This is a genomic window from Rhodopirellula sp. SH410, from assembly GCF_055811895.1.
The window spans coordinates 802,661-816,575 of sequence record NZ_CM147949.1 but is presented as its reverse complement, the minus strand read 5'-3'; the positions used below and the strand labels follow the sequence as shown (position 1 = coordinate 816,575).

General features: G+C 56.1%; 8 protein-coding genes. 4 read left to right on the top strand and 4 right to left on the bottom strand.

Going from position 1 to position 13,915, the window contains the following annotated elements:
- Positions 1–197: 197 nt before the first annotated feature.
- The 3 genes from SH410x_RS03270 to SH410x_RS03260 form a co-directional block, all read right to left on the bottom strand.
- Positions 198–1,436, bottom strand: coding sequence for a cofactor-independent phosphoglycerate mutase (locus SH410x_RS03270; RefSeq protein ID WP_473674575.1), 1,239 nt, complete (start codon positions 1,434–1,436; stop codon positions 198–200).
- Positions 1,437–1,695: 259 nt separating this feature from the next.
- Positions 1,696–2,592: a universal stress protein gene (locus SH410x_RS03265; protein ID WP_473674573.1), complete on the bottom strand. Its 897-nt coding sequence runs from the start codon at positions 2,590–2,592 to the stop codon at positions 1,696–1,698.
- A gap of 275 nt (positions 2,593–2,867) precedes the next feature.
- The gene (locus tag SH410x_RS03260) at positions 2,868–3,839 is read right to left on the bottom strand and encodes an alpha/beta hydrolase (protein WP_473674571.1); all 972 of its coding nucleotides are present in this window, start codon (positions 3,837–3,839) and stop codon (positions 2,868–2,870) included.
- A 228-nt stretch (positions 3,840–4,067) separates the two neighbouring features.
- Here SH410x_RS03260 and msrA point away from each other — a divergent pair, with 228 nt between their 5' ends.
- Positions 4,068–4,565 (top strand): peptide-methionine (S)-S-oxide reductase MsrA, encoded by a 498-nt coding sequence (gene msrA, locus SH410x_RS03255; protein WP_473674569.1) that lies wholly within the window; start codon positions 4,068–4,070, stop codon positions 4,563–4,565.
- 225 nt (positions 4,566–4,790) lie between these two features.
- Here msrA and SH410x_RS03250 read toward each other — a convergent pair whose 3' ends face one another.
- Positions 4,791–5,891 carry a cellulase family glycosylhydrolase gene (locus tag SH410x_RS03250; RefSeq protein ID WP_473674567.1) on the bottom strand — a complete coding sequence of 367 codons (1,101 nt, stop codon included), beginning with the start codon at positions 5,889–5,891 and terminating at the stop codon, positions 4,791–4,793.
- Between the two features lie 667 nt (positions 5,892–6,558).
- Here SH410x_RS03250 and SH410x_RS03245 point away from each other — a divergent pair.
- From SH410x_RS03245 to SH410x_RS03235, 3 genes are all read left to right on the top strand, one after another.
- The gene (locus SH410x_RS03245) at positions 6,559–7,725 is read left to right on the top strand and encodes an efflux RND transporter periplasmic adaptor subunit (protein WP_473674565.1); all 1,167 of its coding nucleotides are present in this window, start codon (positions 6,559–6,561) and stop codon (positions 7,723–7,725) included.
- Between the two features lie 93 nt (positions 7,726–7,818).
- Positions 7,819–11,286 carry an efflux RND transporter permease subunit gene (locus tag SH410x_RS03240; protein WP_473674563.1) on the top strand — a complete coding sequence of 1,156 codons (3,468 nt, stop codon included), beginning with the start codon at positions 7,819–7,821 and terminating at the stop codon, positions 11,284–11,286.
- 589 nt (positions 11,287–11,875) lie between these two features.
- On the top strand, positions 11,876–13,858 hold the full coding sequence (locus SH410x_RS03235) for a TolC family protein (protein WP_473674561.1): 1,983 nt from the start codon (positions 11,876–11,878) through the stop codon (positions 13,856–13,858).
- Positions 13,859–13,915: the final 57 nt, after the last annotated feature.

Sequence of the window (13,915 nt, the reverse complement as noted above, 5' to 3'; positions counted from 1 at the left end):
CTTCTCCCACTTGGGGTCTCGCGAGATTCCAACCAGCTCTATGAGATGATTGACTCGTGAGAAGTGGCGAAGTTTGGCGAACCGTCCGCTGATCGTCAACCTCAACTCAGCCCTGCGGGCCGGATTTTTTTCAACTTAGCGAACCAAAGACACGAAAGCGGGTCACCTTTCGAGCTCATTCACTGTCGCTTACCTGCTTAACGCTGCAGGAACTTCTCCATCATCGTCCAGCCGGGATCAAAGCGAAAACCCGACTCGTTTGCGGTAATTTCGTCGTAGGTCTGCGCCGCATCCGCCTTCACACCGCAACCAGCCATCACCAGCGGCACGGGGCCGTGAGTGTGCTTTTTGGTACGGCAAAATGTTGGATGGTCCGGCAGAATGAGGATTCGCGCATCGTCGCGCTCCCTGACCGCTTTCCACAATGGTGCAGCAATGTGTTGGTCGATCTGCTCGAGCGCCTCAACTTTGGCATCCGCTCGGCCTTCGTGCGAAGCTTCGTCGGGAGCCTCGATGTGCACGCAAACAAGGTCGTACTTATCCAACGCCTCCACGGCCGCCTGCCCCTTGCCTGCGTAGTTGGTGTCGAGGTAGCCCGTCGCCCCGTCGACTTCGATACGATCCCAGCCCGCCAACGCCGCCAGGCCACGCAACAGGTCCACGGCGGTGATCATAACGCCTTTCAAACCAAATCGTTCGTCAAACGTCGGCAACCCCGGTGCACCACCACTGCCCCATAACCACACATTGGTGGCTGTGGATTTGCCGGCCGCCGCGCGAGCCTTATTGACCGGATGATCGGCAAAAATCTCCGCCGATGCGGTCATCAGCGCCACCAAGATGTCGCTGCCTGGCCCCCGCGGAAAATCATCCGAAATCGACAGGTCTGTTAAATCATGGGGAGCCGACGAACGTGTCGCGGGCGTGAAGGGCGAGGGATGATCTGCGTCACCGCGATAAATTAACAGGTTGCGGTAACTGACTCCGTTCACGAACTCCAACCGCGCGGCCAGATCGCTGGAGATCGCCGGATGCTCACCCCCGAGTAGCTTCGCATTCAATTCACCGAGCAGCTCGCTGGCTTCCTCGGTACCGATATGCCCCGCCGTGAAATCCATCATGACCTGATCATCGACCGTGACGAGGTTGCAGCGAATCGCACAGTCATGCGGCCCTAACTGGATCCCGGTTGCAGCCGCTTCGATCGGCGCCCGCCCCGTAAAAAACTCGTTCGGGTCGTAGCCGAGCAAGCACAAATTGGCGACTTCACTACCGGCGGGAAAGTCCGCAGGCGTGTTGTCGGTCACCCCGACACATCCCGCCGCAGCGACCGCGTCCATGGCCGGCAAGCGGGCGGCCTGCAGTGGCGTCTTCCCACCAAGGGATTCGAGCGGTTCGTCGGCACAGCCATCGGGAATAATGATCACATACTTCATGGCGATTCCTCCGCCTGTTCATTCGTTCGGACATTCAGAGCCCATCCGAAAACCGTGAGCCGACGGCACCAGCGGCGGGTTTGCTCGAGGTTTTCGGATAGGCTCCCACGTAAAACGTCAAGTGTCGTGGAAGCGAGGAAGTTGCGAAAGGGCAGGCACTCAGTAGCGCAAGGGATTGGTCCGGTGGTGCTCCACCGGACGTTCGCACTTTCCAACCCACCTTCGGATACTTTCACTCCCTGCTTGCCACGCTGGCAATTCAGCGAATGATCAGCACGCTGCAGTGGACGTGATGCAGGACGTAGCGGGAGGTGCTGCCGAGGAAGATCCGCGAGATCGGCCCACGGCCGGAGTCGCCGAGCACGATCAGGTCGCTGCGATTCTGGACGGTGTACTCGACCAGCCCCTTGCCAATATGCTCGACTTCGATGCCGTGGCCGTCTGCATTCGCACCGCACTGCGACAATCGAGCGGCGGCGGCATCGGCGCAGCGACGGGCTTCGGTTCGCCGCCGCGCCGCCTCTTCCATCGTTGTGGCGAGTATATCTTCGCGAAACACTTCCAGTTTCAACGATGCGGTGACGACACTGAGATGCTGATCCGCGGTCCACGCGAACTGGCAAACCCTATCCACCAGCTTGACGGAGACCTCTCGCTCGTCGGCGGCGATCGTCACATGTTCGATGTTCCCGGCAGGCGCCCCCTGCACAGGATCGCCGTCGGGCGTGGTTGCGACGCGGACGACCAGCACGCTGCGAGTGGCGTGCGTGGCGACATAGTCACTGACACTGCCGAGTAAGACTCGCTCGAATGCGGAATGCCCTTTGGCGGCGACCACGATGAGGTCGACCTGCTGATCCTTGGCACGCTCGACGATACAGTGCCCAATGTGTCCGGTCATCTGATGCGAGGTGACCGCGGCATCGAGCTGGCTAATCGCCCCACGCGCCGATTCGATCGCTTGGTGAGCGATCTCCTCTTGATGCTCAATGAACTGCGGGTACCACAATTCCGTTTGCCCGGTCAGCACGACGTCCGGCGGATTGACGACCGTCAAGATCTCCACCTCGGTCGACTTCGGCAACGGAAGAGCAGCCAAATACCGGCAGGCCGCCAGCGAGTGAGCCGACCCATCGACGGCAAGCAAAATTTTCATCGGAGTTTCTCTTGTTGAGCGGAATAGCCCCAACGGGCAACGCTGGAAAGCATTTTGAGGTGGCAAAAACCGCGGTTTTCTTACTTGTGAGCTGCTGTTTCCGTCAACGGATATGTTTGCGGATTTGCAACGGCATGGCAACATCAAATGGCTGCCCGAGCCCCCTGTCACTCAGGCGGTTCTGTTTTCCTGGCTTGAAGACTCGTTTCCTTACCGCTGCGGCGGAGATCAATCGCTCGCGGGCGATTTTGCATCGTTGCCAAACGACGCCGGTTTCAGGGACGGTCGATCCAAGGATTTTCCGTCTCGCTCACCCGGACGTTTTCTTGCAGGAACTTGATGATCCCCGGGATCACGGTGGCGTCGTCATTGATGAGCGCGGCGCCACTCAAACTGGTTTTTGGCAGGAGCATTTCGAAACCGGTTGCGACGCCTCGATTGAATCGTTTTTTCATTATCTCGAGCCGGCTCCCCATCCGTTCAGCCTCGCTGCCCTGAGGACTGCTCAAGCCCGCCACGATCATGGTCGGTAGACCTAACAGTATCGGTTCGGTGATCGGGGTACTCATCGCGAGTCCGTGAAGATTTTTCTCCGGTGAAACGTAGATCAGCCCCTTCACGTCTTGCCCCTGTTTCATCCGCCCGACACTCGGAATCCCCCAGTCTCGCACGGCCCAGAACCCCGCCAGGATCGCACCCTCCTCGACGCCGATCATGCACAAAGCATTCAGATTCAAGCGGCCAGCGTCGTTTTCCTCCTTGAGAAACTGTTTTACTTCTTCGATGTCATAGCGAATGATTGCATCCGCATCGCGTCGCCCCATCGTCGAGATATTGAAGTCGTGTTCCGCCCCAGTCAGACCGCGATAGGACTTGCTGTTGCCGTGGCCACGGTACTCGACCACGATTGCCGCAAAACCCGCCTTGCGAAGAGCCTTGCACAACTTCAAGTAGGGCGCCGCCTGCCCTTTCCATTCATGCACGATCATCACAGGGATCGCATCCTTCGCTTGGTCCGAAGGAAAGTAATACGCGGTGATGTTGACGCCGTCCTTGGTGGTCAACATTTCAGGACGCGGCTCCAATGCCGGGTCCTTCGGCTTCTGCGCCCCAGACTTGGCCGCACGCTGCGCCACAGCCCAATCCGTCGGGCCAACCAGGGCGACGACGAACAACAATCCTGCCGCCCACACGAAACGGCGACTTCGAAAAAAGGACTCACGATCAAAACGACAACGATGCGACATGATCATCAATGGCAAGTAAAAAGGCGAAAGAGAGTCGAGCGGCACCAAACGGGTACTTGCGTACCGCTGAACGAGCGACTGCTAACATTCTAACCCATTGCGTTCCCGTTTGCAGGCAATTCACCCGACGGGCGCGGATCAGCAGATCGATGGGGATTGCCCGCGTGAGTCAACTCGGCGACCATCATTGCTTGTCGAACAAACCCATCTGAATGAGAGAATCAAACGATGACTCAGCGTGCAGTACTCGCCGGCGGCTGTTTTTGGGGCATGCAGGACCTCATTGGCAAACTGCCAGGTGTGAAACAAACCCGTGTCGGCTACACCGGCGGTGACGTGCCCAATGCGACCTATCCCAATCATGGCACGCATGCCGAGGCCATCGAAATCCTGTTTGATCCGGAGCAAGTTAGCTACCGCCAAGTGCTGGAACTTTTCTTCCAGATCCATGACCCCACCACGTTGAACCGGCAAGGCAATGACCGCGGCACATCCTACCGGTCAGCGATCTACTATGTCGACGATGCGCAGCGTCAGGTTGCCATCGATACCATTGCCGACGTGAACGAGGCCGGAGTTTGGCCCGGCAAAGTCGTCACGCAAGTGGAGCCGGTGAGCGATTTTTGGGAAGCGGAACCAGAGCACCAGGACTACCTAAAACGCATCCCGAATGGTTACACCTGCCACTTCCCTCGCCCTGATTGGGTCCTGCCCAAGCGTGACTAAGCGACAAGCGGAAAATAAGTGGCCGAACGCTCCGCAGTCGGAATAGTCGACCGCGGAGCGTTCGACCACCATTTCAGACAGTAATTTCCCGCTCGCTCCTAGGTTCCTATCCGAGAACCACTAGCTACGCCCGCCAGAGCGTAGCGATTCCGCTGTCTGGCGACGGCAGCTGCGATCGCTTTTCGGTTTTCGGATCGGCTCGAAAGCGTCCCAGGCGGAGCACCACTACCGACCATTCGCTCGTGTCACTTGCGGCGACAGCGACTCAAAACGCTCCAACCATGACGCTGTGATCGCCTGGGCCATGGTCACGTCGGATGATTCACGCAACTGCTGGGCGGTTTGCCCCCAATAGAAACTGACCCAACCGTCGGCGATCGCTGCCGACTGTGAAACAAATTCAGCGAGTTCGTCTTCCGAGCATTTCATCGGAAACATTTCTTCAATCACCAACGGCTTGCCGACGTCGTATTGCTGGAGTGCTTCGATCGCCCCCTCGACTTTGCCTTTCTCGGGATAGAAATGCACTGCTGCAAAGTCCAATCGCTCACCGACTTCGGGCGAGTAAAACAACGGTTTCCCACCACCGAAGACAAACACCCATGGGATCACACCAACGGTCACCAGGTGTTGGGTGTCGTGTTTTTCGATTGCGTCGACCATCCTGTCGACCCACGCTTTGGCAACCTCTTGGCGGGACCGACCGGCCAGATCGAGTGTCAACCGCTGAACGAAAAACATGCCCCCCAGTTCCCCCCCCAGCCATTCGGTCTCCGGTTGGCCGCCCGCCAAGATAGGTTCATTCATCAGGTCGTAGCAGAACACCGCGGGGCTGTCGTGACAAACCGCTGCCACCGACTCCCAAAAGAACGCTTGCGTGCCCCAGCGTTCCTGCTCGCTCTGGCGGTCGTACCACGCCGGGACGTTCGATTTGTGGTAGCACGCTAATCCGGTAATATCGAGGTACAAACCGGTGCGTTCGGCAAGCGCCAGCAATTGGCTCAGTTGATCCAGTGCCGCTTGATTGGCTCGGCCGGGTGCCTCTACAAATTTGCCGAGCTGCAGATGGATACGCACGCAATTGGCGCCAAGCGATTTGATCTCGGCGAAGTCCTCGACCACCTCTTCCCAGCGGTCGATCCAGTATTCATCGAGCAATTCTCCTGACGAGTTGTGATCGTAGTTCACTCCCCAGATCACAAAACGCTCGTTTGCATCCCCGCGAACGAAATGCGTCCCGTCGGAGGAGACACCAATGGGCTGAGAGATCTGAGCGAGGAGGGGCGAGGTAAAGCACCCCACGATAGCGAGCAGTATCAATCGCATGAGTTTCTCGGTCGTGGTTTTGGGGTTTGGGTGAGCGGCACTCCAACGCATCCGTGCGGATCAGACACCTATCGTATCACTTCGCCGGCGCCTCGGACGACGAAAAAGGTAGCGACCAGGGACAGATCGAGGGGCAACTTGGCGATCGCGGCCCCCAGCCGCGCTGAGGGGAAAACGAGCACGAACCCAACGGGCGAACCCAACGGGCCACCCAAACACCCCCACTTCGGTTTGGCCCATCATTTGCTTTCCATGCGATGGACCGAGATATCTCAACGGCAAATAGCATCTCTGTTTAAAAATGATGCGTTTTCCGTGCGAATTCCCCGTAACAACCGTTAATCGCAGGCAGATGCATGCCGACCGCCTCACAAACATTGCATGCAAGATCTTGCACACTTCAACCATCGCTTGCAGACCCTACCTTTTTTTTGCAGACCACTTCCTTGCACAGTGAAAACCGTCACTCGATTGCAGACCTCGCCCGGACACATTTCGCAGTGATCGCAATCAGAGCGCAGCGGAGTATTCCGAAGACGGGTCCATCCCGCTGTGTCACGAAGGGCTATGAGGACCTCTGACACGAGCTGATCTCCTCGCCCCTCCCCCTCCGATCTGCCAAGTGACCCGGGCCGCGACCCGGCCAGCAACCCTCAAGTATCCAATCATGAAAATCGCACCCTTCCCAGTATTCATCATCCTGTCCTTAGTCCTCTGCCTCCCTGCATGTGACAAGATCGAACAGCTCAAGGAACAATACACTGGGGGACATTCGAGCGGCGAGGGCGAGCATGCCGAGGGCGAGCATGCCGAGGGAGGCGAAGAGGAAGAGGAGCTGGCACATAAGATCGTGGTCACCAGCCCGATGCGTGAGGATGTCGTCAGCACGCAAGAGTACGTCTGCCAGATTCACTCGTGGCGACATATCGAGGTTCGCGCGCTCGAGGGTGGCTATCTCGAAAAGATCTTGGTGAAAGAAGGCGAGCTGGTGAAGCAGGATGATCTGCTATTCAAAATCTTACCGATTCTGTATGAAGCCAAGTTAGATGCGGATATTGCCGACGCCGATCTGATGCGAATCAAGCGAGACAACACCCAACGGCTGTTCAAGCAGAATATCGTCGCTCAGCCCGAAGTGGCACTGGCCAATGCCGAGCTTGCCAAGGCGGAAGCCAAGGTGAAATTATCGCAGGCTGAATTGAATTTCGCCAATGTGAAGGCACCGTTTGACGGCATCGTCGATCGTCAGTACCACCAACCGGGCAGCTTAATCTCGGAAGGAGATGTATTGACGACTCTGTCAGACAATTCCTTGATGTGGGTGTACTTCAACGTTCCCGAGGCTCGATATCTGGAATACCAGACGACCACCAAAAATGACGAACTGACTGTTCAGCTTCGGCTTGCCGATGGCAATATTTTTGAACACGACGGCGAAATCGGTGCAATCGAGGCTGACTTCAATAACGAAACAGGGAACATTTCCTTTCGTGCTGACTTTCAGAATTCCGACCGTCTACTGCGTCATGGCCAGACCGGCACCATTCTACTGAGCCACGTTGTCAAGCAGGCCCTCGTCATTCCGCAACGGGCGACCTACGAAATCCTGGCCAAGAAATATGCATTCGTCGTTGGTGAGGATAACATCGTACGCCAACGAGACATCACCATTGCGAGTGAAAAAGATGACATCTACATGATCGAAGATGGTCTCGATATTAACGACCGAATCATTCTGGAAGGGATTCGGCAGGTTCGCGACGGCGATAAGATTGAATACGAATACGAGTCTCCTGAAGACGTGATGAAGCACTTGAAATACCACGCTGAATAATCACCGCTGCCGCACTGGGCTCGCGTCTGAGCCCAGTGAACTTAACGTTTCCTGATCGCCTCGTGACTCCGGCTACCACGCCACCATTCCATCATGTTTGCACGCATTCTCCACCGGCCAGCCTTGGCCATTGTCATCTCGCTCGTGATCCTGTTTCTGGGAGGTCTGGCGATCATAACGCTGCCGATTTCTCAGTTCCCCTCGGTCGCGCCACCAAGTGTCATCGTCTCTGTCTCCTATCCTGGAGCGAGTGCAAAGATCTTGGTGAACTCGACGCTGGTGATCATGGAACGAGCCATCAACGGCGTCCAAGACATGCGTTACATGAGTTCTGCTGCTACCAGTGCAGGAGAGGCAACGATCCAGATCATTTTCGAGCCCGGTACGGACCCGAACGTGGCGGTGCTGAACGTCAACAATCGGATTCAAATGATCCGGAACCAACTCCCGCCGATTGTGGAGCGTGAAGGCATCATCGTTATGCAGAATATGACGAGCATGTTGATGTATGTGAACATTTTCAGCTCGGATAAAAACGTCGATCAGAATTTCCTTTACAACTACACGTCCAGCAACATCCTGCCGGAGGTGTATCGAACGCCTGGGATCGGTAGCGCAAAAATCCTAGGTAATCGCGCCTATGCGATGCGGGTCGAACTCAACCTAGAACGCATGCGTGCCTATAAGATCTCTACTAAAGATGTCATGGAGGCGATTCAAGAACAAAGCATGATTGGCTCGCCCGGACGACTGGGGCAAGCAACAGGAACCACGTCACAAACGGTCGAGTATGTATTGACCTGGATCGGCCGGTACAACAAGCCGGAGCAGTATGCGAATATCATCTTACGGTCCAATCCCAAAGGGGAGATTCTGCGGATAAGAGACGTCGCGAAAGTCACGTTGGGTTCATCGTTTTACGACCTTTATTCCGACCTAGACGGCTTGCCCTCGGCAGCTATCGTTCTCAAGCAGACCCCGGGTTCAAATGCCACGGAGATCATTGACAAGGTCAAAGAGAAACTCGAGGAGATGAAGAAATCATTTCCACCGGGCATGGACTATGCCGTCACCTATGATGTTTCTCGCTTCCTCGACGCATCGATCGAGAAGGTGCTGCATACTTTGCTAGAGGCCTTTGTGCTCGTGTCGTTGGTCGTCTACCTATTCTTGGGAGACTTCCGAAGCACGCTGATTCCCACACTGGCCGTTCCCGTCTCGCTGATCGGAACGTTCTTCTTCATGTTGATGTTCGGCATGTCGATCAACCTGATCACGCTCTTTGCATTGGTGCTTGCGATCGGGGTGGTGGTCGATGACGCGATCGTGGTGGTCGAAGCGGTGCATGAGAAGATGGCTGCCAAGCATATGTCGCCGTATGCGGCAACGAGAGAGGTGATGCACGAAATCAGCGGCGCCATTATCGCCATCACGATGACGATGACAGCGGTGTTCATCCCCGTGACATTCATGCCCGGTCCGGTCGGCGTGTTCTATCGCCAGTTCGGCCTGACCATGGCCATGTCCATCGTGCTCTCCGGTGTGGTAGCCCTCACGCTCACGCCCGTGCTCTGCGCGATGATTCTCAAACCGCATACTCACGGCCACCAAGAACAGCACGGTTTGGTCGGATTCACCAACCGCTCAATCAAAAGGATGTTTGGCAGTGGCGCCGATGTCATGCGGGGAATATTGGCCGTGCTGTTCGGTGCGGCCGCGGGCATCGGACTTTTCTATCTGCTGCATGTAGAGTTTTTGCACGAATTGGTCGCCGAGCAGATCGAAGTTACTCCGACGAAGGAAATGGTAATTGCGGCCGTCTTCGGCGTGCTGTTCGCCTTCACTGTGCGATCAGTGCTGTCGGGCAGTGAACCGGGCGAGCAAAAGAAACGTGGACCGCTGGGAATCTTCCTGCACGCATTCGACCGCGGCGTCGAGGCGGTGACAGGAGGCTATGCCGCCATCCTGCGGCGGATCGTGACGCGACGCCTGGTGACAATGATCCTCATCGGTGCCTTCGCGTACGGGATCGTCTTCGTCAATACAGTGTTGCCGAGCGGTTTTATTCCGCTCGAAGACCAGGGCATGATTTATGGAATTGTTCAGACACCGCCCGGCTCGACACTCGAATACACGAACTCAAAGTCACACGAGTTGGCAGAGATTTGTAAAGCCATTCCAGAAGTTACGTCGGTCTCGTCGCTGGCCGGCTACGAGGTTCTGACCGAAGGGCGGGGGTCCAATGCCGGAACGTGTATTATCAACTTGAAAAACTGGTCTGATCGCGAACGGACGTCCAAGGAAATCATTGAAGAACTCGAAGAAAAAGGAGCGGATATTTCTAACGTGAAGCTAGAGTTCTTTGAGCCGCCTGCGGTTCCAGGCTTTGGTGCGGCCGGTGGATTCTCGCTATGCTTGCTTGATAAAACAAACAGCGATGACTACGAGCGATTCGGCCAGATAACCGATGACTTCATGGCCGCATTGGGCAAACGCAAAGAGATGAAAGGGTTATTCACATTCTTTGCAAGTAACTATCCACAGTACGAGATCAAGATTGACAACGACAAGGCGATGCAGAAAGGCGTGTCAATTGGTGATGCGATGGAAAACCTTTCGATCGTCGTAGGCAGTACCTGGGAGCAAGGCTTTGTCCGCTTCAATCAGTTCTACAAGGTCTACGTACAGGCCTTGCCCGAGTTCCGGCGGTACCCCGAAGATCTTGAAAATCTGTTTGTCATCAACGATAAGGGCGACAATGTTCCGTACTCGGCGTTTATGAAGATCGAGAAGATGCAGGGGCTCAACGAGATCAACCGATACAACCTGTACTTGACCGCAATGATCCAAGGTGCACCCGCCAAAGGCTACAGCACCGGCCAAGCAATCGAGGCAATCAAAGAAGTCGCCGAAGCGACACTGCCAAACGGGTACGGCATCGGCTGGCAGGGTTTGTCCTATGACGAGGCGAGCAAGGGCAACACGGCGATCTATATTTTCTTGATCGTGGTGATTTTTGTGTACCTCGTGCTCGTGGGCCAGTACGAGAGTTTCCTGCTGCCGCTGGCGGTGATCACATCACTACCGGTGGGCCTGTTCGGGTCATTCCTCTTCCTCAAAGCGATGGGACTCGCCAATGATGTTTACTGCCAGATCGGCTTGGTCATGCTGGTCGGTTTGCTGGGCAAGAACGCGATTTTGATTATTGAATTCGCCGTCCAACGCCGGCAAGATGGCCTGTCGCTGATCGAGGCGGGTATTGAAGGTGGGCGATTGCGATTCCGACCGATTCTGATGACCTCGTTCGCATTCATCGCGGGCCTGATCCCTTTGGTCCGAGCCACCGGTCCAGGGGCGATTGGAAACCGCACGATTGGCACCACTGCCGTAGGCGGGATGCTTCTGGGTACGGTGATCGGTGTCTTCTTGATTCCTGGGCTCTATTACATTTTCGCAAAGATGGCCGATGGAAAGACCCTCCTTCGCGATGAACACGACGGACCATTAAGCGAGATTTTTGAAAGCACACCCCACGTGGCGAGTGAAAGCCCACACGAATGAGTCCACGCTTGGATGGCGACCCTCGCCAGAGCGTCGCTACCGCGTCTCCCGACGCACCGATCCTTCCACAGTGACATCCGACGGACCAAAATTCTGGATACCGCCGCCAGGCCTTGAAAATCACGCTTCGCTGGTTCATCGCTGCGAAACGCAGGATAGGACCGGACGGACCAAAAACTCGCTCCAATCCACCTAACCCATCCTCTTGAAAGGGAGCTTTAGGACCTCTCTTTCTATCGAGATTGCGAAGCGTCTCAGGACTATTTTCCACGTTTCGGTTGTGCCGATTGTGACGTTCCGACTCGCTCGTTTCCATGCAAATTAGCCTTACCGCAGGCATGACCGATAAAGACGAATCACCGGTATGGTCGATAGAAGAAACCAGTATCGATCGCTTATATCATGCTGCCGGCCACTGCCGGCAGGCCTTCATGGAGCGACCAGCTCGGAACAATCGTTCAGGTACGGACACCTGAGTAACATTTAGTGATCCGATGAGTTACACGTTTGCTTCGCCAGACGCGACCGAGCAACCAGGAGCTGAAGCTTCTGCGTCAAGACGTCAAGGAGTACAAGGATGAACCCCTTCATGAAATTTACGTTAACGAAGCATAAACATATCGCTCTTACCGCTGCGATAGTGTCAGGCTCCCTCTTGGTCCTGCCCTCGTGCAACATTCCGTCTCTTCGCGGCCCGCAGGCGCAAGCGATGTTGCCGCAAGCCTACCCGGCCGGCAACAACGGTGTCATCAGCGTCGAAACCGACGATGGCGAGAAGAACGATGTGCCGATCGACCCCGCCGACCAGACGCTCGAGCCGACGGGCATGACCAGCCAAGCGGATGATCACCCCGCCACAGGAAAGAGCCCCGATGGCGCGGTCACCTTTGCCAGCTTCCTGAAGAGCAGTGGCGAACTCGACATCAAAGACGACGGGACCGCGGCGGAACTGAGTACGGATGTCGGCACGGCGGTATCGGATGACAACTATCTGAGCACTCGTACCGGCGAGATGGTCTCAGTCGACATCGCTGAACCGATCAGTCCCATCGACGGTATCATCAACCTGAACACCGCGAGCAGTGGTGCCGTGGCGAGCAGTGATGCCACCGCCGCAGTCAACGCGGTCGACAGCTCATTGGACTTGAGCGACGACGACAACGGGACCGTCGATCCCACGGTGCCACCGATCGCGGCAGATGGCACGACGACCGAGCTGGAATTTGATTCGATGAGCATGGACTTCGGTCCAGCGCGGCCACAAAACTCGGCTCTTGCCGGATGGCACGATTTTTTCGAAGACTCGAATCTCTCGGCGCTGATCGCACAGGCCATGACCGGGAACCAGGATCTGAAAATCCTGGCTGAGAATATCCAGATCGCCAACAACCAAGTGCTTGCTCGAAGCGGTGCGTATCGCCCCTTCCTGTCCTTCGGGGGTGGCATTGGGGCAGAGAAACCCAGCCTATTCACACCGTTTGGCGCAGCCGAGGAGCAACTTGATCCACTCCCCGGCGTAGGCTTCCCCGACCCGCTGCCCAATTTCTTGATGGCCGCCGAGCTCTCTTGGCAGATCGACATCTGGAATCAGTTACACAATGCACAGTATGCAGCGTGCCTGCGCTATCTCGGTACACGAGACGGGTGGAACTACGTCGTCACTCGAATGGTCTCTGAAGTTGCCGAGAACTATTACGAGTTGATGGCACTCGATAACCAAATCGCCACTCTTGATATGACCATCGCTCTCCAGAAACAGAGTCTGGAGACTTCCAAGAGCATGATGGCTCAAGCTCGCGGCAACCAATTGGCGGTCCAGCGTTTTGAAGCGGAAGTTCGTAAGAACCAAAGCAACAAGCTCATCATTCAACAACAGATTGTCGAAGCAGAGAACCGCATCAACTTTCTGCTCGGGCGTTATCCTCAGCCCGTCAAACGTTCGTCTGTAAAATACATTGATCTGAATCTACAGGCACTCAGCGTCGGCGTCCCCGCCGATTTATTGAGAAACCGGTCGGACGTTCGTCAAGCCGAGCGAGAGCTGCGAGCCGCGGGGCTGGATATCAAGGTGGCCCGGGCCAACTTCTATCCCACGCTAATCGTAACCGGCGGCGTTGGCTTTGAGGCTTTCAATCCGAAGTACCTGTTCTGGACGCCCGAAGCCTTGATTTATAATCTCGCTGGCGGCCTTGTAGGTCCCTTGATCAACAAGCGGGCGATTCAGGCTGAATACAAGACCGCCAACGCACGGCAACTGCAAGCGGTTTACGAGTACCAACGCACGATCCTGCAGGCCTTCACCGAAGTCACCAACTACATGACGAAGGTGGAGAACTATCGCAAGAGTATCGTGAACAAAAAGCTGCAGTTGGAGGCATTGATTGCGTCCATCGATAGTGCCACCGCGCTCTTCCAGAACGCTCGCGGCGAATATCTAGACGTGCTGCTGGCTCAACGTGACATGAACGAAGCCAAGATGGTCTTGATCGAGACCAAACAGCAACAGCTGACGGCCGCCGTCGACGCCTACCAAGCCCTCGGTGGTGGTGGTGTGCTGGCAGGCTATCAGTGATCCCTTGTCGACCGACGGTTCCGTCCGTCGGGTGAACAGATCGCCCGTCAGTTCGGA